A 20,163-nucleotide genomic window follows, 5' to 3' on the forward strand; every position below is an offset into this window, starting at 1 on the left:
GTCTCTTTAGGCGGGTAAGAAAGGTTAAGGCGCTTTAACGGGAGGTTCCCATGATTGCACGCACATGGACGGTCGCATTTGAGGGCGTGGAAGCCCGTCCCGTTGATGTCCAATGCGCCGTCTCCCCCGGACTGCCGAGCTTCACCATTGTGGGCCTGCCGGACAAAGCCGTCTCGGAGGCCCGCGAACGGGTTCGTGCCGCACTATCTGCGATGCAGATCGCATTGCCGTCCAAGAAAATCACCATCAACCTGTCCCCTGCCGACCTGCCCAAAGTAGGCTCACACTTTGATCTGCCCATCGCTATTGCTCTCCTGACTGCGACAGGGTTGATCCCTGAGGAGGCAGCCGAAAAGATGCTCGCCATCGGGGAGCTATCGCTCGATGGCACTCTGGTTAGTGTTGCGGGGGCCTTGCCTTCGGCGCTTGCGGCGGGCGCACTTGGTTGCGATCTGATCTGCCCTGAAGCCTGTGGTCCAGAGGCGGCTTGGGTCGGGGCCACGCCCGTGTTCGCGCCCCAAACCCTCGCCAAGCTCATCCGCCACGCCACAGGCGACGCTCCCCTCACCCCCTCGGAACCGGGTGAAGTGCGCCGCCCCGACCACGCCCGCGACATGAGCGACGTGAAGGGACAGGAGAAAGCCAAACGCGCCTTGGAAATCGCCGCGGCGGGTCATCACCACATGTTTCTGGTCGGTACCCCCGGATCGGGAAAATCAATGCTCGCAGCGCGATTGCCAACTATTTTGCCAGAGTTGTCGGCCCAAGAAGCGCTTGAAACGTCTGTAGTGCATTCACTTGCGGGCCTGTTGGATGCGGGCGGTATTAGCCGTGCCCGCCCGTTTCGCGAACCGCACCACACGGCCTCGCGGGCGGCGATTGTCGGCGGCGGACGCGCGGCACAACCCGGAGAAATATCGCTCGCGCACAACGGCGTCCTGCTTCTCGATGAGTTGCCCGAATTTCCACGCGCGGTGCTTGATAGCCTGCGCCAACCAATTGAAGCAGGCGAGGTGATGATCGCGCGCGCCAATGCCCACACTCGTTACCCGACGCGGTTCATGTTGGTTGCCGCCGCCAACCCGTGCAAATGCGGTTATCTGCCCGATCCCGCACGGGCCTGTTCCAAAGTGCCCATCTGTGGCGAGGATTATTTGGGCCGCATATCTGGCCCGCTCATGGACCGCTTCGATTTGCGCCTCGAAGTGCCGCCTGTAGACATGGCCGATCTGGAACGTGCGCCCACGGGCGAGTCATCGGCAATGATCGCCGAACGGGTTGCCCGCGCCCGCGCCATTCAAACCGCCCGTTATGAAGGCACAAACACGCGCACCAATGCACACGTCGAAGGCCGCGCCCTTGAACAAGTCGCAACACCAGATGCCGAAGGACGCGCCTTGCTCTCTATGGCAGCGGACAAATTGGGACTGTCTGCGCGTGGGTATCATCGCGTATTACGCGTAGCACGCACCATCGCTGATCTCGCAGGAGCCGACGAGATCAATCGCTTGCATGTGGCCGAGGCGCTCAGCTACCGCGTTGTGGCGTCGCGTGAACCTGTATGAAGTCAGCGGTGAGCCCGATCGCCTCACGCGCCTCAGGGAACCATCCGTCAAAAAGCTGCCACGCATGCGGTGCGCCAACATAAGTCTGAAGCAACACCTCTGCGCCGCGCGCCCGTAGTTTAGCCTCCATACGCATGGAATCATCGCGCAGGATTTCGCAATCCGAGACCTGAAGCAACACGGGCGGACAATCAGGAAACTCGGCGAACAGAGGCGAGACGTACGGGTCGGACGCGGCCATATCCCCAAGGACCGTCACTGTCAGATCATGCAGACGGGATGCAGGGAAAAAATGATCGCGCTGTGCGTTCTCTTGCACCGACTCTCCCGAAAACGTCTGGTCCAGAAAGGGCGACCAGCCAAAGGCGGCACGCGGCGGCGTACCAGCTTGGCACAACTGCGACAGTAACGAGAACGCCAACCCGCCCCCCGCACTATCTCCCCCAAGGATGATGTCAGCGGGCGCATAGCCCAACGCAATCAAGTGATCCCATGCGGCGCGAACATCGTCCAAGGCAGCAGGCAATGGATACTCAGGTGCAAGCCGGTAGCTTGGCAAGAACACCCGCAACCCCGTCATTTTGGAAAGCCGTGCGACCATCTTTTTATGGGTCTCAGGACTGCCCGCAATATAACCACCGCCATGCAGATAGAGGATCACACGGCTGTCAGTCGCGGGTTGGCGCAGGGCAGGTCCGCACAACACCCAAAGGGCACGACGCCCGCCCACATGGACCTCATCAAACCGTGCGAATGGAGGCGCGTGAAAATAGTGCCTCATTCTGCGCTCGAGCTTACGGCGCAGCTGTATCGGGTCGCCCTTCCGCGCCAAGGCGGCGCGGATCACAGGCCGCAATGCGCCACCGATGATCCGCATCCGTAGACTCATGCGCGCTTGGCCTCGATTGCCTCCCACAACAGCGCCGCCGTGTTGGTGCCGTCAAACCGTTCCAATTCTTGAATGCCCGTGGGAGAGGTCACGTTGATCTCGGTCAGATAGTCACCGATCACGTCGATGCCGACAAAGACCTGACCTTTTTCTTTCAATAGCGGCCCGATGCGATCACAGATTTCGCGGTCCCGCGCACTCAGCCCGATTTTCTCGGGCCGACCACCGACGTGCATGTTGGAACGTGTTTCGCCCTTTTGCGGCACGCGGTTGATAGCACCGACAGGCTCGCCGTCGACCAAAATCACCCGCTTGTCGCCATTGGACACATCCGCGAGGAACTTTTGCGCGATCAGCGGCTCGTTGTTGATGCCCGAGAACAGTTCGTGCAGGGAAGAGAGGTTTTTGTCGTCAGGGCCAAGGCGGAACACACCCGCGCCGCCATTGCCGTAAAGCGGTTTGAGAATGATATCGCCGTGCTTGTCCTTGAACGCCCGAATGGTCTCGAGATCACGGGCGATGGTGGTGGGCGGCGTCAGGTCAGGGAATTGCAGCACGAGCAATTTCTCTGGGTAGTTGCGCACCCAGAACGGATCGTTCACCACCAACGTGGTGTCACGGATCATATCGAGCAAATGGGTGGACGTGATATAGCCCATGTCAAACGGCGGGTCTTGGCGCAGCCACACCACATCAAATGTGGACAGATCGACTTCTTGTTCCTCGCCGAGCGTATAGTGATTGCCAACTTCGCGGCGCACCTCAACGGGCCAACCGCGTGCGGTCAGCCGCCCCTCTTGGAAGGCCAATTTGTCAGGCGTGTAATAAAACAGGGAATGCCCCCGCTCCTGTGCCTCCAGCATAATGCGAAAGGTACTGTCTGCGTTGATATCAATAGGACCGATGGGGTCCATCTGGATGGCGACTTTGAGAGAAGCGTGGGTCACGATGAGAATACTCCGATTGGCTTTCCCAATAGATGGACCACCACCCGAGTGCTTTCAATGAGAAAGGTCCGTTGCGCAAATGAACATCTACGTGTTTCAGATCACATCAGCGCGTTTTCGATGACCTCAATCGCGCCTGTCTCATCCACGAGCGCCACATCGATGCGCATATCCGACAACAGACCCTTGGGTTGTCGCCCGATGTAATCCTCTGCCGACCGCATGATCCGTTTCATTTGTGCAGGCCGCAAATGCTCAGCCGCACCCGCAAACCGCTTGGAGGCTTTCACCTCAACAAAAACAAACACTTCATCTTTCCAAAAAATCAGATCAATCTCCCCCGCCGCCCCGCGCCACCGTTCCTCAAGCCGTTCATAGCCAAGGGCAAGGTAGTGATCCGTCACGCGCCCTTCGGCGTTCAATCCCGATAGATACGCACGCTGCCCACGCAGGACACGTGCCGCATCAGGGGTACTTGGCTCCGTGGCGTGATCTGTCATGGCGCAGTTAGCATCCTCTTACTCGTCCTCGTCGCGTGCGTCCTTCTGACCGCGTTCCAATGCCCGCTGATACACCTCTCGCTTTTTGAGGCCAAACTCGGAGGCGATTTGTGCAGCGGCATCTTTGACCGAGAGTGTTGCGAGCGCCTTGTCCAGTTCTGCGTCAAGGTCGATGTCCTCGGACGAAAGCTTTGACGGGCGATCCACCAACAGCACGATTTCGCCTTTGATTGTCCTCCCTTCAAGAGCTTCCATTACCTCGCTAAGCGGTCCGGAAATCACTTCCTCGAATCGTTTGGTCAGTTCGCGACAGACCGCCACAACACGGTTAGGGCCATAGATGTCACAAAGTTCGCTTAATGTTCGGTAAATACGCTTGGGGCTTTCATAAAACCCGAGGGTGGCGTGGATGCCGCCCCATTCGGTGAAAAACGTGCGCCGTGCGCCTTTGGAAGCGGGCGGGAACCCAGCAAACAAAAAACGGTCAGAGGGCAGGCCCGCAATCGTGAGCGCCGCAATCATCGCCGATGGACCCGGTGCGGACGTCACCGCATAGCCGGCGGCCAAAGCCTCGCGCGACAACACAAACCCCGGATCAGCGACAAGAGGCGTGCCCGCTTCGGAGGCATAGGCCACAGACTTGCCCGCCGCCAACAGCCCCAAAAGACGTGGGCGCGCCTTCGCCCCGTTTTGATCGTGGTAGGCGATGATGTGGCGCCCTTCGAGGGGGATGCCGTGGATTTCCATCAGCTTGCGCAAGGTTCGCGTATCTTCGGCGGCAAGAACGTCCGCCGAGGCCAACACGTCAAGCGCACGCAACGTGATGTCACGGGCATTGCCGATAGGGGTGGCGACGAAGTAGAGGCCGGCGGTAAGTGGCTTGATTTGATATGTCACGCGGAGGGGTCCCGTTATGTGGCGTTTACTCATTGGCTTGAGTGCCTTAGTCTGCTAGGCGACCCTAAGTCAAAACACACGTTTACACACCCCTCGTAGATGCCCCCTTTGTCAGGAGTGATTTTTCCCATGTTTGCTCGTCTTTCCGCCGCTCGCACCTCCCTTATTAAACTTGTTGCAGGGCTTTCTTTTGTTGCACTTGCCTCCTGTGACGTGGCGTCTGTGCCGCTTCCCGGCGGTGGCCCAAAGATCGACACCTCCAAACCCGTTCCTGTAGCACTTTTGGTGCCCTATGATTCGGCGCAGGCCTCCGACATTGCTTTGGCGCAATCGATCGAGAACGCCACACGCATGGCGATGGCCGATCTGCAAGGGGTGACAATCGACCTCAAAGTCTACCCAACAGGCGGCCAAGCCGAACGAGCCTCTGCCGCCGCGAGCCAAGCTGTCGCCAACGGGGCAAAAATCATCCTAGGCCCTGTCTACGGCGGATCGGCCAAACTCGCAGGCATCCCTGCCGCGAATGCAGGCGTTAACGTCCTGTCGTTCTCCAACAACCCCGACGTCGCAGGCGGAAACGTCTTTATCCTCGGGCCAACATTTGAGAACACAGCAAACCGCTTGGTTCGCTATGCAGTGAAAAACGGCAAGCGCAAAATTCTTATCGTGAACGGCGATAGCCCCGCTGAAAATGCAGGTGCCAATGCGATTGCGTCTGCCATCGGTCGCAACGGTGCGTCGATGATGGGCCAGACTTCCTTTGAACTGAGCCAAGCCGGCGTAACCCAAGCCATCCCCAAAATCGCCAACTCGTCCCGCTCGACCGGCGCGGATGCGATCTTCTTCACGTCTGGCAACGATGGTGCGATGCCACTTTTGGCGCAGATGCTGCCCGAAAACGGCATCTCGAGCCCGAACCCGCAGTTCATTGGCCTGCAACGTTGGAACATCCCGCCAACGGCCATGTCCCTTCCCGGCTTGCAAAACAGCTGGTTCGCCATTCCCGATGTCGCCCTCACACAGGCGTTTTCAAGCCGCTACGCCGCCACTTACGGCCAACAGCCCCACACGCTTGCCGGCTTGGCTTATGACGGTATCGCGGCTGTCGGTGCTCTCGTAAAATCGGGCGATGCAAATGCCTTGACCGCACAGGCCCTCACACGCTCCTCCGGATTTGCGGGCGTCAACGGCGTCTTCCGCCTCTTGCCAAACGGCACCAACGAGCGTGGGCTGTCCATCGCCACCATTCAAAACAATCAGGTAGTTGAGATTGACCCTGCACCAAGAGCCTTCGGAGGGTTCGGCCTCTGAGCCGACCCTCACCTCATTCGTTCCGGCCCCTCCAAGAAGCACAATATGCGCCCCGCATGCGATCTTTGATGTCGAAGCAGTAAGTCAGGCCCTATCCGATGCGTGGAGCGACGCGTCGGATGCGGCGGCCATTCGCACGGCAACCGTCGCCGTATTGAACGAGGCCAACATCAACGGTCGCGCGGTCATTGAGGCATCAATCAAACAAGCACCGAGCAACGCCCGCCCTGCGGTGGCGTCATACGCATGGCTCACCGATTGCCTCGTTACATCGGTGTTGTTCACCGCCATGACCAAACTGCACCCCAACCCGCACCCCTCCGAAGGCGAACGGATCGCGGTGCTTGCCGTTGGTGGATACGGGCGCGGAGAAATGTCACCCTACTCTGACGTCGATCTGCTGTTCCTCGCCCCGTTCAAAATCAACGGTTGGATCGAAAGCGTTGTCGAGAGCATGTTGTATATCTTTTGGGATATGCACCTCAAAGTCGGTCACGCCACCCGCACGATCAAGGATTGTATCCGCTTAGGGCGCGAAGATTTCACCATCCGCACCTCCATGCTCGAAATCCGCTATCTTGCAGGCAACGAAGATCTGGCGAACGAGTTGGACGCCAAGCTGCGTGACGAGTTGTTCAAAGGCACTGCGCGCGAATTTATCGAAGCCAAACTCGAAGAACGTTCCGAGCGCCACCGCAAGCAAGGCGGGCAACGCTATATGGTGGAGCCCAACGTCAAAGAGGGCAAAGGCGGGCTGCGCGATCTACAATCGATGTTCTGGATTGCGAAATATGTGCATGGCGTAAGACGCACAGCGGATCTGGTGAAGGCAGGCGTTTTTACCGCCGACGAATATCGTCAGTTCGAAGAGGCCGAAACCTTTCTCCACGCCACCCGCAATGCGATGCACCTCATCGCGGATCGTGCAATGGATCAACTCACCTTTGACCTTCAAGTTGAAGTCGCCGAGTTTTTGGGCTTCATTGACCATACGGGCCGACGCGCCGTTGAGCATTTCATGCAGGCCTATTTCCGCCACGCCACCCGCGTTGGCGAATTGACCCGTATTTTCATCACCACGCTTGAGGATATGCACGTCAAACAAGAACCTGCCCTGCAACGCTTTTTCAAGCGGAAGCGCAAAGTAGCACACGGGTTTTATGTGGAACGCGGGCGGCTCAACTTTTTGAGTGAAGAAGAGTTTCTCAGCGACACGCTCAACATTCTGCGGCTATTCGAACAAGCTTTGCGCACGGGATATCTGATCCATCCCGATGCCATGCGCTGCATCTCGGCCAATCTCGACAAGATCGACAACACCATGCGCGAAAGCCCCGAGGCGCAGCGCATCTTCCTCGACCTTTTGCTCAAGAACGGCAATCCCGAACGCGCTCTGCGTCGTATGAACGAGTTGGGTGTGCTTGGCGCCTTCATCCCCGAATTCCAAGTGATCGTCGCGATGATGCAGTTCAACATGTATCACAGCTACACCGTGGACGAGCACACCATCCAAGTCATCTCCAACCTCGCGCAGATCGAGCGCGGAGAGCTGGAAGAGGAACTGCCCGTTGCCTCGAACATCCTTGAGAACGGGGTCAACCGCCGTGTCCTTTATGTCGCCTTGCTGCTGCACGACATTGGCAAGGGACGCAAAGAAGATCACTCGATCCTGGGCGCGCAAATCTCGCGCAAAGTCGCCCCGCGCTTGGGTCTGAAACCTGCGGAATGCGAGACGGTCGAGTGGCTGATCCGCTATCACCTGTTGATGTCGGACGTGGCGCAAAAACGTGACCTGTCCGATCCACGCACGGTGCGCGACTTTGCCAAGGCCGTCAAAACCCGCGAACGTCTGGACCTGTTGACGGTCCTGACGGTGTGCGACATCCGCGGCGTTGGCCCGAATGTATGGAACAACTGGAAAGCCGTCTTGCTGCGTAACCTGCACGCCCAAACGGCACATGCCTTGGAACACGGGCTCGAAGCCGTCAACCGCGAAGCCCGCGAGGGTGAGGCGAAAAAGGCGCTGCGCACCGCGCTGACCGATTGGACACAATCCGCCATTCGCGCCGAGCTTCAACGCCATTACGGTCCCTACTGGCAAGGCCTGCCCACCTCGGCCCATGTCATCTTTGCCTCTCTTCTCAAAGAGATCAAAAACGATCAGATCAGCATCGTCATCACACCCGACGAGGACCGCGACGCCACGCGCACCTGCTTTGCTCTGGCCGACCACCCTGGTATCTTTTCGCGTCTTGCAGGGGCCTTGGCGCTTGTCGGGGCGAATGTTGTAGATGCCCGCACCTACACAACCAAAGACGGCTACGCGACGGCAGTGTTCTGGATTCAGGACAACGATGGCCACCCATTTGAACAAAGCCGCCTGCCACGTCTGCGCCAGATGATTGAAAAGACCCTCAAGGGTGAAGTCGTCGCCCGTGACGCTCTGGTTTCGCGCGACAAAATCAAAAAGCGCGAAAGCCAATTCCGCGTTCCGACCTCCATCAGTTTTGATAACGACGGCTCGGAAATTTTCACCATCATCGAGGTGGACACCCGCGACCGTGCGGGGCTGCTTTACGATCTGACACGCGCTCTGGCCGACAACCATATCTCTATTGCGACGGCCCAAATCGCCACCTACGGCGAACAAGTCGTCGATAGTTTCTACGTCAAAGATATGTTCGGGATGAAACTCCATTCAGAGAGCAAACAAGCCTCGTTGGAGCGAAAATTACGTGACGCCATCACGCAAGGCGCACAACGGGCTAAAGACTCATGAAACCGATCCGCTTGATCAAAGGGTTTGTAACCGTTGGCGGTTGGACCTTGATGAGTCGCATCTTGGGCTTTGTACGCGATGCACTCATCGCTGCCTTCTTGGGCGCGGGCCCTGCCGCCGAAGCCTTCGTCGTGGCGTTCTCATTGCCCAATATGTTTCGCCGCTTCTTTGCCGAAGGCACGCTCAACGTTGCTTTCGTGCCGATGTTTTCCAAAAAGCTCGCTGCGGAAGAGAACGCCAAGGAATTCGCTGAAGACACCCTGTCGATGCTCGCCTCCATCCTCATTGCGCTCACTTTGGTGGCGACCTTGGCCATGCCGTTTTTGGTCTCGGCAATGGCGGCGGGGTTTATCGGTGACGAACGGTTTGATCTCGCGGTCGGCTTCGGGCGCATCGCCTTTCCTTATATTTTCTTCATCGCCCTCTCGGCCCTATTTGCAGGCATTCTGAACGCGTCGGGCAAATTCGCCGCCGCCGCTGCGGCTCCCGTCATGCTCAACATCATCCTGTCGGGCGCAATGCTCGGAGCGGCATGGATGGGATGGGACGTATCAAAGGCGCTGATCTGGTCCGTGCCCGTCGCGGGCGCTGCACAGCTTTATGTCGTATGGCATGCCGCCGCCAAAATCGGGTTTAATCTACGGCCCCGCATGCCGCGCATGACGCCCGAACTCAAAAGCCTGTTAATTCTAGCTGGCCCCGCCGCCCTCGCAGGAGGTGTGGTGCAAATCAACCTGCTGATCGGACGCCAAGTGGCCTCTTTTGGCGAGGCAGGCGCGTTGCAATACCTCAACTTGGCCGACCGCCTGTATCAACTGCCGCTTGGTGTGGTCGCCATTGCCATTGGCGTGGTGTTGCTCCCCGACCTGTCGCGCAGACTTCAGGCCAATGACGCAGTGGGCGCACGCGATGCGTCCAACCGCGCGATGGAATTTGCGCTTTTACTCACCGTGCCCTCCGCCGTGGCTCTGATGGTTGTGCCCGAGCCGCTCATCTCGTTCCTGTTTCAACGCGGACGGTTCTCCATCGAGGACGCGCATAAAACCGCCCTCGCCGTATCAATCTACGGCATGGGCCTGCCCGCGTTTGTGATGCAGAAAGTCCTGCAACCGCTGTATTTCGCCCGCGAAGACACCAAGACGCCGTTCCGCTTTGCCCTTTGGGCGATGGTCATCAACGCTGTCGTCGCCGTTGGCCTGTCCTTTGCCATCGGCTATCTGGCCGCCGCTGTGGCCACGACCTTAGCGGCGTGGACAATGGTCTGGCTGTTGTGGCGCGGGACCAAGGGTATGGGAGAGGCTGTCAGTGCCGATGCCCGCCTGCGCGCACGCACACCGCGCATCCTGATCGCCTCCGCGCTCATGGGCGGTTACGTCTACGGCGTGAACATCTTGCTCGCGCCCGTCTACGATCTGTCGCGCGGCTTGGCTGTGTTCATCATGGTCGCAAGCGGCATCGCAGTCTATTTCGCCGCCGCCTACGCCATCGGGGCAATGAAGCTCTCGGACCTCAAAGCCGCCGTCAAACGCGGCTGATCCGTTAGCGTTTGCGGATACGCGCCATGATGCGCCGTGGCGCTCCAGGAACGAGCAGGATCGAAACAGCAAAGCCCATGATGAAGCCTGCGATATCCGCGAGCCAGTCAGGCGTTGCCCCAAAAAGCAGTCCGAAGATCAACTGAATGGCAAGCAAAAACCCGATCAGGGAAAAGGCCCGCATCTGGTTTTGTTTCATCGCACCAAGCCCGATCCACAGCATCAGGGTGTAAGAGCCGATCAGACCATACGCCCCCGAATAGGCTCCCACGAGCGGCGTCGATGTATCAAGGAAAAACCCATAGGCGAGCGCGCCCGCAATGACAGAGGTGAAGAACACAATCAGCACCGCGAGATTGCCAAAGGTTTCGCCAACCATTTTGCCCAAGGCCAGAATGAACACCACGACCATCGCCGCATGGGTGAAGGAATGGTGGACAAAGGCATAGGTGACAAAGCGCTGCACATGCTCGAACGGCCAGATACCTTGGTCGCGCATGGAGTCAAACACCGTGTCAAAGAAAGCAAATTGCTCCATTGCGGTGATCCGCCATCCGATCGCGTCAGGCCCGCCAACGATGCCGTAGGAGCCAACTTGGAACAACAACTCGATGCCGCCAATCACCACCGCCAAGAGAATGACAGCGGGCGGCAGGGCATTAAACGGGGACTCTGGTGTGTAGTCGTAGTCATCTGATTGATCGGACATGTGGTGCGTTTCCTTGACCCTATTTGTGCGCAAAAGCGTTTGGAGATCACATTGACCCCTACCTGATTTCGAAACAGGCGCAACATCAATACGTTGAGCGCGCTTTGTCACGGCTATTGTGACTTCAATAATGTCGGAAAACGCTTTAGTAAGCCAGACAAGACCATACATCCAGTTGAACGGAGAGAACACATGGCGGATGCTGATTTTACCCCTCGCGTATTTTCGGGGATCAAGCCTTCGGGTGGCCTCACGCTCGGCAACTACCTCGGCGCGATCAAGCGGTTTGTGGGCATGCAGGGCGGAGATTTCGAGACCATCTATTGCGTCGTTGATATGCACGCCATCACCGTCTGGCAGGATCCTGAAGATTTGCGCACCGCCACACGCGAAGTGGCTGCGGGCTATCTGGCCTCAGGCATTGATCCGAGCAAATCCATTTTGTTCAACCAATCGCGCGTTTCCGCCCATGCCGAACTTGGCTGGCTGTTCAACTGTGTCGCCCGCGTCGGATGGATGAACCGTATGACGCAGTTCAAGGACAAAGCGGGCAAGAATGCCGAAAACGTCTCGCTCGGGCTTTACGCCTACCCCTCCTTGATGGCGGCCGACATCCTGACCTACCACGCCACACATGTGCCCGTGGGCGAAGATCAGAAACAACACGTCGAGCTGACCCGCGACATCGCCAAGAAGTTCAACCATGACTACAAGGTCGACTTCTTCCCCGAAACGGTCCCCGTGATCGAAGGCCCCGCCATGCGCGTGATGAACCTGCGGGACGGCACAAAGAAAATGTCCAAGTCGGGTGAAAGCGATATGGAACGGGTCAACATGCTTGATGACGCCGACGCCATCGCCAAGAAGTTCAAAAAATCCCGCAGTGACCAAGATATGTTGCCTGAACAGATGGAGGGTCTGGCGGATCGCCCCGAGGCCCGCAACCTCGTGAACATCTACGCCGCCCTCGCCGATACAACGGGCGACGCTGTTCTCGCGGAATTCGGCGGTCAGGGTTGGGGTAAGTTCAAGCCCGCTCTTGCCGATCTCGCCGTGGACAAACTCGCGCCGATCTCCTCGGAAATGAAGCGCTTTATGGACGACCCTGCCGAGATTGACCGCATCATGGCACACGGGGCCGAAAAAGCCCGCGCCATCGCGGACCCGATTTTGAACAAGACCTTCGAGATTATGGGATTTGTGCGCTAAGCCCCTTCGCTAAGTTCACACCAACTCACACTACATTATAAAGGGCGCTCCATTGGGGCGCCCTTTTCATATCCTGAGACTGGCAACGGCGCCGCTTAGATCAGGCGCACACGGGTGCCGACGGCCACACGTGGATAGAGATCCGCGATCATCTCATTATATAGACCGATGCAACCGTCCGAGGACCGTCGCCCGATCTTGCGCGTGTCGTGCGTGCCGTGGATGCGGTAATACTGCCACGACAGATAAAGCGCATGGGTGCCGAGCGGGTTGTCAGGACCAGCAGGTACGACCTTTGGCAAAGACGGGTCACGTTCACGCATCGAGGGCGTTGGCGTCCATGTTGGGCCTTCGACCTTTTTGATTACTTCTGTATAGCCGCGCTTGGTCAGTTCCTCGGAGATAGGCACCGAAGTGGGATACAGTTTGTAAGTCTCGCCATCCTTTGACCAGAAGTGCAGCGCACGGCTGACCGTATCGGCCACAATTGCGCCCTTTCCCAAAGAGTCGAAATGGTCGCGCCAGTCCACTGTGCGAAAGCTGGACATATTACGGCGTACCGCCTCTGCGGTTTGGGCATCAGCCTCTTGGGCCACGGCACTCCGGACTATGAATGGCGATGCAGCGCAAAAGCCCAAGACAGAGCGTCGAGTCAGTCGGGTCATGGGAGAAAATCCTTTGTAACGGTGTCATCACGGCCAAATGGCCTTGGTTCCGCCAAAATATTTCATTTTTGGAATGCATTCGCAATTCACGTTTCAGTCAGATTACTCCGCCATTCTCCACGCAAATAGGGATCGGCAGATATTTGAATGATGTTCATAATCGCACCAATGCAGGATTATAGTTCATAATTGTTATTTTTTGCATTGCCGCTAGATTAGGGACAAAGGAGAGACACATGACACATCAGCCCACAGTCCCCACCATGCAGATCGGCCACGTCCATTTACGCGTAAGCGATCTCGAACGCGCGATTGCGTTTTATCGCGATGTGATCGGCTTTGAACTGACCCTGCGCTACGGAACTCAAGCCGCCTTTCTTGGTGCTGGCGGCTATCACCATCATATCGGCCTCAACACATGGGAAAGTGCAGGCGGCACCCCCGCGCCCCGTGAGCACACGGGCCTTTACCACACCGCTATTCTCTACCCCACGCGCAAAGCCTTGGCCGAAGCAATCAAGCGCGTGAACAACGCGGGCTTGTCCTTGGACGGAGCGGCCGATCACGGTGTCTCCGAGGCCGTCTACCTACGTGACCCCGATGGCAATGGCGTCGAACTATACAGGGATCGGCCCCGTGAAAACTGGCCGCTTGAGCCGGACGGCTCGCTCACAATGAACAACGCGCCTTTAGATTTGGATGCCATCATGGCCGAACTCGACACCTGATATTTCGCGCCCCTGTCACATTCCCGATTCAAACCTCTTTTAGTGTCTCTTATGTGGCATCGGGTTTTGTTGCATGTCCCCGCTCGTCAACTCTGCGTCCCGCACGCACCGGCCGCCACATCTTATCGCGTGTCCCGCCCGATAAGCGCTTGCCCCCTCCCTCCCCAAGGGTTGGGGGCATTTCTTTTTCGACGTCGCTTGCCCCCGCGCGCAGTCTCGGTCATCATCAGCACATTCCCTGATGCGCCTTGACGGAGGGGCCCGATGCGCAAATTTCTTGTGATCCTAGACGACAGCCGCGAATGCCTGAACGCCATGCGGTTCGCCGCTATGCGCGCCGCCAACACGGGTGCAGGCGTGACAATCTTGTCGATCATCCCCCCCGAAGAGTTCAATCACTGGATTGGCGTGGCCGATATAATGCGTGAAGAAGCCCGAGATCGCATCGTGGCTCACTTTGAAGTTTTTGCCAAATGGATGCGCGACCGTCAGGGCATCGACCCTGAATTGGTCATTCGCGAAGGCGAAGCAGTTAACGAAATCCTGTCTCAGATAAAAGAAGACCCAGGGATCGGTGTTTTGGTCCTCGGCGCGGGCACGGAAAAGCACGGGCCCGGTCCGCTCATCGCCGCGATGACAAAACAGGCCGGCTTTTTGCCCATTCCTATGACACTTGTTCCCGGTGAAATTTCGAAAGATCGTCTCGAAGAGATCACCTGACGCGTCATCTGCGACATTTTGCGCGTTCCGTCGCAGATTTTTTCGCGGTTCCCAAATCCGTTCCCAAAAAAATCAAAAAAAGATTTCGGCTCATTTTGTGCCGTCACGCGCGATTTTGCGTCCAAATTCGGCCGTTTCTGCGCATCCCTGCACCATGTCTCTCTCACGGCGCGAGAGAACGCGTTTCCTGTCAAAGCGCGGACATTTCAAGGGGGCTAAATACCAGATTCCAATCACAAACTCTTTACCGATCTGGACCGAACGAATTCCCGAGTTGCGACGTTTATTACCCAGAACGCCACGGTGGTCGTGGCCATTACCAGCAAGGACTAAAAACATGAACGCTCTTAAAACACTCGCAGTATCCGCAGCTCTCGTCGCAGGCGCAATGGGCGCAGCAAACGCCAGCACCATCTACACCTCTGACATCGACACTTCGGGCGCACAGGTCGAATTCGGCACAATCGTTGCCGACGCTCCTGCAACTCTCGCCCTCTACGATTACACTGGCGGCGTAAAAGGTAAACTCATCTCCACTGTGAACATCGACGCAGGTTACAACTCCGACGTTCGCGTCCCAACCAACTCCGTTGTTCTGCAAGAAGTAAAAGCCGAACTGTCCGTTGGCGGCGCAGTGGTCGACTCCGCAGTGATCGATTACAACTAAGTGTAAACCACACTATCACCAGACCCATCAACGGGGCGCCCGCGCACAGTCGCAGGCGCCCCGTTTCATTTAGAACCGTTCTAAATATTGACTTTCCCTCTCCAAAAGCGCATATCCGACCTGACAAGTAAGGAATAAGCCCCATGTTCATCCAGACCGAATCCACACCGAACCCCGCAACATTGAAATTTCTCCCTGGACAGACTGTGCTTGACGCAGGAACAGCGGATTTCACAACACCCGAAGCGGCAGCGGCTTCGCCTTTGGCGGCCCGCATTTTCGCGGTGGGAAACGTCACGGGCGTTTTTTTCGGTCATGACTTTGTAACCGTCACCAAAGATGACGCTACCGATTGGGACCACATCAAGCCTGCATTGCTCGGGGCGATTATGGAACATTTCCAATCGGGCGCGCCCGTTATGGAAGGCGAAGCAACGGAAGCCGCAGGGCACGCCGCGCATGACGGCCCCGATAACGAGATCGTCGAGCAGATCAAAGAATTGCTCGACACCCGTGTGCGCCCCGCCGTGGCACAAGATGGTGGCGACATTACTTTCCACGGGTTCGACAAAGGCGTCGTTTTTCTGCATATGCAAGGCGCATGCGCGGGCTGCCCCTCCTCAACATTGACGTTGAAAATGGGCATCGAAAACCTGTTGCGCCACTACATCCCCGAGGTGCTTGAAGTGCGCCCCGTCGCGGTTTAACCGCGGCGACCTGATGTGCCACACGATCCTAACCTAGAAGCCTTGGCGGCACTTCACGCCGATGCTTTCGAGACGCCTCGCCCATGGTCACAGACCGAATTGGCGGGGCTTCTTAGCTCTTATGGTGTCTTTTTGATTGAAGCCGATGGCCCGTCGATGGCAATGGGCCGCGTCATTGCCGATGAAGCGGAACTGTTGACCTTGGCCGTCGCCTCTCAGGCCCGAGGCCGTGGATTTGGCCGCGCCGCCCTTCGTGCCTATGAAGCACAGGCGTGGGACAGGGGCGCACGCACCTCTTTTCTTGAGGTCGCCGCCGACAATCAGGCCGCCATTTCGCTCTACCATTCAGACTGTTACAGCGAATCTGGTCGAAGACGGGCCTATTACACCCGCCCCAACGGCTCGAAAATCGACGCAATCGTCCTCACAAAGCGCCTCAAAGGTGCATAACGGGGCGTCACTTTGCTTGTTAGCGGTCAAACACCCCCGTTACAGGACCAAATGGTAAAATTTCGGTTGACCCTCTCGCATTGACACGCCCTAATCTGTCAATGAACAGACGCGATCTGCTCGCAGTTTGGGCAAATGCCTCCGCAATACGCGAAGGAGTTGCTCCAATACAAAAGTACCAAACGGGAGACTACCATGAGCTTAATGAAGACATTCCTCGGCGCGGCTGCGGCCCTCGCCGTCACCTCTGGCGCAGCATTGGCTGATCCGGCGATCATCTTCGACCTCGGTGGCAAATTTGACAAATCCTTCAACGAAGCCGCCTTCAACGGAGCTGAACGTTGGAAAGAAGAAACAGGCGGCTCTTACCGCGATCTCGAATTGCAATCCGACGCGCAGCGCGAACAGGCCCTGCGCCGTTTTGCCGAAAGCGGCTATAACCCTGTTGTCATGACAGGTTTCTCTTGGGGCTCTGCTTTGGGTTCTGTCGCTCCCGATTTCCCCGACACGCAATTTGCGATCATCGACATGGTCGTAGAGGGGCCAAACGTCCGCTCTATCGTTTTCAACGAGCATGAAGGATCGTTCCTTGTAGGCGTTCTGGCCGCGATGGCAGCTGAAGGCGACACCGTCTCCTTTGTGGGCGGCATGGATATCCCCCTCATCTCCAAATTCGCCTGCGGCTATGCCCAAGGCGTGAAATACGTCAAACCTGACGCCAACGTGATCGTAAACATGACCGGCACTACGCCATCGGCATGGAACGACCCTGTAAAAGGCGGCGAGTTGACCAAAGCACAGATCAGCCAAGGCTCCGAAGTTGTCTTCGCAGCGGCAGGTGGCACGGGTCTTGGTGTGCTGCAAACCGCAGCCGACGAGGGCATCTTGTCCATCGGTGTGGACAGCAACCAAAACTACCTTCAACCAGGTTCTGTTCTGACCTCCATGGTCAAACGCGTCGACAACGCCGTGTATGAAAGCTTCATGGCAGGCACCGAGCTTGAGACCGGCACAATTTCTGTGATGGGCCTCGACAATGAGGGCGTTGGCTACAGCCTCGACGAGTTCAATGCCGAGTTGGTTTCTGACGAAATGAAAGCGGCTGTCGAAGACGCAAAAGCCAAAATCATCGCGGGCGAAATCATCGTCCACGATTACATGTCCGACGAATCCTGCCCAGCGTACTAAGGGCAACGCTCGTATGTGTGCAACCAACACAGAGGGGCGGCAGGAGACTGCCGCCCCGACCTCTTCCACCCCGCTCGCGATCGAGCTGCGTGGGATTTCGAAGGCGTTTGGCCCCGTTCAGGCCAATAAGGACATCTCCATCTCCGTTGCCAAAGGGACCATTCACGGGATCATTGGCGAAAACGGGGCGGGGAAATCCACGCTCATGTCCATTCTCTACGGATTTTACAAAGCCGACGCGGGCACGGTTTTGATCGACGGCAAAGAGGTCACGATCACCGACAGCCAAGAGGCGATTTCCGCTGGCATTGGCATGGTGTTCCAACACTTTAAACTGGTTGAAAATTTCACCGTTCTTGAAAACGTCGTATTAGGCGCCGAAGACGGTGGCCTGTTGCGGCCCTCACTGGCCAAAGCGCGCAAGCTGCTCAAGCAACTCTCTGATGAATATCAACTTTCTGTCGATCCGGATGCCTTGATCGAGGATCTCTCCGTTGGCCACCAACAACGGGTCGAGATCCTGAAAGCGCTCTATCGCCAAGCAAACATTCTGATTTTGGATGAACCCACAGGCGTTTTGACTCCTGCCGAAGCGGACCACCTGTTCCGTATTCTTGACGGGCTCAAGAAACAGGGCAAAACCATCATCCTCATCACCCACAAGCTGCGCGAGATCATGGAGGTCACGGATACCGTGTCCGTGATGCGCCGCGGGGAGATGACCGCCACCGTAAAAACCGCGGAGACCTCGCCCGAACAACTGGCCGAGCTGATGGTCGGGCGTAAGGTGCTGCTGCAAATCGACAAAAAGCCCGCGACGCCCAAACAACCCGTGTTGGAAATCGAGAACCTGCGCGTGGTTGATGATCAGGGCGTCGAACGCGTCAAAGGGATCAACCTCACCGTACGGGCGGGCGAAATCGTTGGCATCGCAGGCGTTGCGGGCAACGGCCAGACCGAGTTGCTAGAAGTCTTAGGCGGTTATCAGGACGGCACAGGCATTGTGCGCATGAACGGACAGGAATTGGACCTCACGGGCAAACATTCCGACGGGCAATCGCGCCGCAAACGCTCCATCGCGCATGTGCCCGAAGATCGCCACGACGAGGGTCTGATCCTAGATTTCCAAGCGTGGGAAAACATGGTGTTCGGCTATCACCATGCGCCGGAATACCAAAAGAACCGCTTCCTCATGGACAACGCCAAAATCCGCGAAAAGACCGCTGAGGAAATGGCGAAGTTTGATGTGCGCCCGCCGAATCCACGCCTTGAGGCGAAAAGTTTCTCGGGCGGAAACCAGCAAAAAATCGTCCTCGCACGCGAGATTGATCGCAGCCCCGATTTGCTGCTCGTCGGACAACCCACACGCGGCGTTGATATTGGTGCAATCGAATTCATCCACCAACAAATTGTGGCCCTGCGCGACGAGGGCAAAGCCATCTTGCTTGTTTCGGTTGAATTGGACGAAATCCTGTCGCTCTCTGACCGCATCGCAGTGATGTTCGACGGACATATCATGGGCGAAAAACTCCCCTCGGAAACGAACGAGGGTGAGTTGGGCATGATGATGGCGGGTATGACGGGAGAGGATACATAATGCAGAAAATGCCAAAGTGGGCCGATGCGGTCCTCATTCCCCTGTTTTCCATTCTGATCGCGTTTTTCTTTTCGGGCATCGTGATCTGGGCCATCGGAAAAGACCCGATTGTGGCCATTCAAACCATGGTCAAGGGGGCCTTCGGGAGTACGAGTGGTTTGGGCTATACGCTCTATTACACCACCAACTTTATCTTCACTGGGCTGTCCTTTGCTGTCGCCTCGCACACCAAAATCTTCAACATCGGTGGCGAAGGTCAAGCGATGCTCGGCGGATTGGGTGTCGCGCTCGTTTGCCTCGCTGTGCCGTGGCCCCATTGGACGCTTGCACTGCCTGCCGCGATGGTCGGTGGCGCGGTGTTCGGCGCGGCGTGGGCCTTTATCCCCGCCTATCTACAGGCCAAACGCGGCTCGCATATCGTGATCACCACGATCATGTTCAACTTTATCGCAGCGGCCTTGCTCGGCTATTTGCTCACCAAAGTGCTAAAAAAACCGGGTGGCATGGCGTCGGAATCCGCGAGCTTCCCTGAAGGGGCACATCTGCCAACCTTCCATGAAATGCTTGCGCCATTTGGCATCAATTTCAACCAACACGCGCCTGCGAACATCTCGTTCCTTGTGGCGTTGGTCTGTGCCTTCCTGTTCTGGCTTCTGATCTGGCGCTCGCGCTTGGGCTATGAAATCCGTGCCTATGGCAACTCGGAAACTGCGGCAAAATACGCAGGGATCAACCCGACAAAGATCACTGTGGTTGCCATGTTGATCTCGGGCGGCCTTGCAGGTCTGATGGCCATCAATAACGTAATGGGTGAGGCCGAACGCCTGATTGATAACGCCGTTGAAGGCGCAGGCTTTATCGGTATCGCCGTGGCACTCATGGGTCGCAATCACCCCGTTGGGATCGTCCTCGCCGCCATTCTGTTCGGTTTCTTGTATCAAGGCGGTGCAGAGCTTTCGATGTGGGAAGCAATCCCGCGCGAGTTGGTCATTGTGATCCAAGCACTCGTCATCATGTTCACGGGAGCGCTTGATAACATGGTGCGCCGTCCGCTCGAAAAACTCTTCCTCGTCTTCGGACGCAAGAAAGAGGAGGCGTGA

General features: G+C 57.3%; 19 protein-coding genes. 13 read left to right on the forward strand and 6 right to left on the reverse strand.

The features are described 5' to 3' along the window. Positions 1 to 50 precede the first annotated feature (50 nt). Positions 51 to 1,565, forward strand: coding sequence for a YifB family Mg chelatase-like AAA ATPase (locus ACN0TS_RS14580; RefSeq protein WP_417260098.1), 1,515 nt, complete (start codon positions 51 to 53; stop codon positions 1,563 to 1,565). Here the strand turns inward: ACN0TS_RS14580 and ACN0TS_RS14585 are convergent. The 4 genes from ACN0TS_RS14585 to rsmI all read right to left on the reverse strand — a co-directional run bounded on the left by ACN0TS_RS14585 (position 1,528) and on the right by rsmI (position 4,798). Continuing rightward, positions 1,528 to 2,454 (reverse strand): alpha/beta hydrolase, encoded by a 927-nt coding sequence (locus ACN0TS_RS14585; protein ID WP_417260099.1) that lies wholly within the window; start codon positions 2,452 to 2,454, stop codon positions 1,528 to 1,530. The two genes, ACN0TS_RS14580 and ACN0TS_RS14585, sit on opposite strands and share 38 nt — an antisense overlap. After that, positions 2,451 to 3,401: a glutathione synthase gene (gene gshB / locus ACN0TS_RS14590; RefSeq protein ID WP_417260100.1), complete on the reverse strand. Its 951-nt coding sequence runs from the start codon at positions 3,399 to 3,401 to the stop codon at positions 2,451 to 2,453. The genes ACN0TS_RS14585 and gshB overlap by 4 nt, the downstream gene beginning before the upstream one ends. A gap of 101 nt (positions 3,402 to 3,502) precedes the next feature. Beyond that, the gene (locus ACN0TS_RS14595; protein WP_417260101.1) at positions 3,503 to 3,901 is read right to left on the reverse strand and encodes a YraN family protein; all 399 of its coding nucleotides are present in this window, start codon (positions 3,899 to 3,901) and stop codon (positions 3,503 to 3,505) included. 18 nt (positions 3,902 to 3,919) lie between these two features. Beyond that, positions 3,920 to 4,798 (reverse strand): 16S rRNA (cytidine(1402)-2'-O)-methyltransferase, encoded by an 879-nt coding sequence (rsmI, locus tag ACN0TS_RS14600; RefSeq protein ID WP_417260102.1) that lies wholly within the window; start codon positions 4,796 to 4,798, stop codon positions 3,920 to 3,922. 129 nt (positions 4,799 to 4,927) lie between these two features. On the opposite strand from rsmI, the gene ACN0TS_RS14605 reads away from it, so the two are divergent. From ACN0TS_RS14605 to murJ, 3 genes are read left to right on the forward strand one after another with little or no spacing between them, the layout of a single operon-like run. Next, on the forward strand, positions 4,928 to 6,109 hold the full coding sequence (locus ACN0TS_RS14605) for a penicillin-binding protein activator (RefSeq protein ID WP_417260103.1): 1,182 nt from the start codon (positions 4,928 to 4,930) through the stop codon (positions 6,107 to 6,109). Beyond that, positions 6,069 to 8,888 (forward strand): [protein-PII] uridylyltransferase, encoded by a 2,820-nt coding sequence (locus ACN0TS_RS14610; protein ID WP_417260104.1) that lies wholly within the window; start codon positions 6,069 to 6,071, stop codon positions 8,886 to 8,888. Before ACN0TS_RS14605 ends, ACN0TS_RS14610 begins: the two co-directional genes overlap by 41 nt. After that, on the forward strand, positions 8,885 to 10,423 hold the full coding sequence (gene murJ, locus ACN0TS_RS14615; RefSeq protein WP_417260105.1) for a murein biosynthesis integral membrane protein MurJ: 1,539 nt from the start codon (positions 8,885 to 8,887) through the stop codon (positions 10,421 to 10,423). The genes ACN0TS_RS14610 and murJ overlap by 4 nt, the downstream gene beginning before the upstream one ends. 4 nt (positions 10,424 to 10,427) lie before the next feature. Here the strand turns inward: murJ and ACN0TS_RS14620 are convergent, their stop codons facing one another. Next, the gene (locus tag ACN0TS_RS14620) at positions 10,428 to 11,132 is read right to left on the reverse strand and encodes a rhomboid family intramembrane serine protease (protein ID WP_417260106.1); all 705 of its coding nucleotides are present in this window, start codon (positions 11,130 to 11,132) and stop codon (positions 10,428 to 10,430) included. 192 nt (positions 11,133 to 11,324) lie between these two features. Between ACN0TS_RS14620 and trpS the strand changes: the two genes are divergently transcribed. Further along, the gene (gene trpS / locus ACN0TS_RS14625; RefSeq protein ID WP_417260107.1) at positions 11,325 to 12,341 is read left to right on the forward strand and encodes a tryptophan--tRNA ligase; all 1,017 of its coding nucleotides are present in this window, start codon (positions 11,325 to 11,327) and stop codon (positions 12,339 to 12,341) included. Between the two features lie 95 nt (positions 12,342 to 12,436). Here trpS and ACN0TS_RS14630 read toward each other — a convergent pair whose 3' ends face one another. Further along, complete coding sequence (locus tag ACN0TS_RS14630) at positions 12,437 to 13,006, reverse strand: L,D-transpeptidase (protein ID WP_417260108.1); 570 nt, start codon at positions 13,004 to 13,006, stop codon at positions 12,437 to 12,439. A gap of 236 nt (positions 13,007 to 13,242) precedes the next feature. Here ACN0TS_RS14630 and ACN0TS_RS14635 point away from each other — a divergent pair, with 236 nt between their 5' ends. The 8 genes from ACN0TS_RS14635 (at position 13,243) to ACN0TS_RS14670 (ending at position 20,163) form a co-directional block, all read left to right on the forward strand. Beyond that, positions 13,243 to 13,734, forward strand: a complete 492-nt coding sequence (locus ACN0TS_RS14635; RefSeq protein ID WP_417260109.1) for a VOC family protein — start codon at positions 13,243 to 13,245, stop codon at positions 13,732 to 13,734. A 264-nt stretch (positions 13,735 to 13,998) separates the two neighbouring features. Beyond that, positions 13,999 to 14,454, forward strand: a complete 456-nt coding sequence (locus ACN0TS_RS14640) for a universal stress protein (protein ID WP_417260110.1) — start codon at positions 13,999 to 14,001, stop codon at positions 14,452 to 14,454. A 337-nt stretch (positions 14,455 to 14,791) separates the two neighbouring features. Next, positions 14,792 to 15,121 (forward strand): hypothetical protein, encoded by a 330-nt coding sequence (locus tag ACN0TS_RS14645; protein WP_417260111.1) that lies wholly within the window; start codon positions 14,792 to 14,794, stop codon positions 15,119 to 15,121. Between the two features lie 143 nt (positions 15,122 to 15,264). Next, positions 15,265 to 15,828, forward strand: coding sequence for a NifU family protein (locus ACN0TS_RS14650; RefSeq protein ID WP_417260112.1), 564 nt, complete (start codon positions 15,265 to 15,267; stop codon positions 15,826 to 15,828). Positions 15,829 to 15,843: 15 nt separating this feature from the next. Then, positions 15,844 to 16,278, forward strand: a complete 435-nt coding sequence (locus ACN0TS_RS14655; RefSeq protein ID WP_417260113.1) for a GNAT family N-acetyltransferase — start codon at positions 15,844 to 15,846, stop codon at positions 16,276 to 16,278. 195 nt (positions 16,279 to 16,473) lie between these two features. Then, a complete protein-coding gene (locus tag ACN0TS_RS14660; protein ID WP_417260114.1) occupies positions 16,474 to 17,466 on the forward strand; it encodes a BMP family lipoprotein in 993 nt (330 codons plus the stop codon). 13 nt (positions 17,467 to 17,479) lie between these two features. Next, positions 17,480 to 19,063: an ABC transporter ATP-binding protein gene (locus tag ACN0TS_RS14665; RefSeq protein ID WP_417260115.1), complete on the forward strand. Its 1,584-nt coding sequence runs from the start codon at positions 17,480 to 17,482 to the stop codon at positions 19,061 to 19,063. Next, the gene (locus tag ACN0TS_RS14670; protein ID WP_417260116.1) at positions 19,063 to 20,163 is read left to right on the forward strand and encodes an ABC transporter permease; all 1,101 of its coding nucleotides are present in this window, start codon (positions 19,063 to 19,065) and stop codon (positions 20,161 to 20,163) included. The genes ACN0TS_RS14665 and ACN0TS_RS14670 overlap by 1 nt, the downstream gene beginning before the upstream one ends.

The sequence above is a fragment of the Celeribacter sp. genome (assembly GCF_048266405.1).
Lineage (GTDB): Bacteria > Pseudomonadota > Alphaproteobacteria > Rhodobacterales > Rhodobacteraceae > Celeribacter.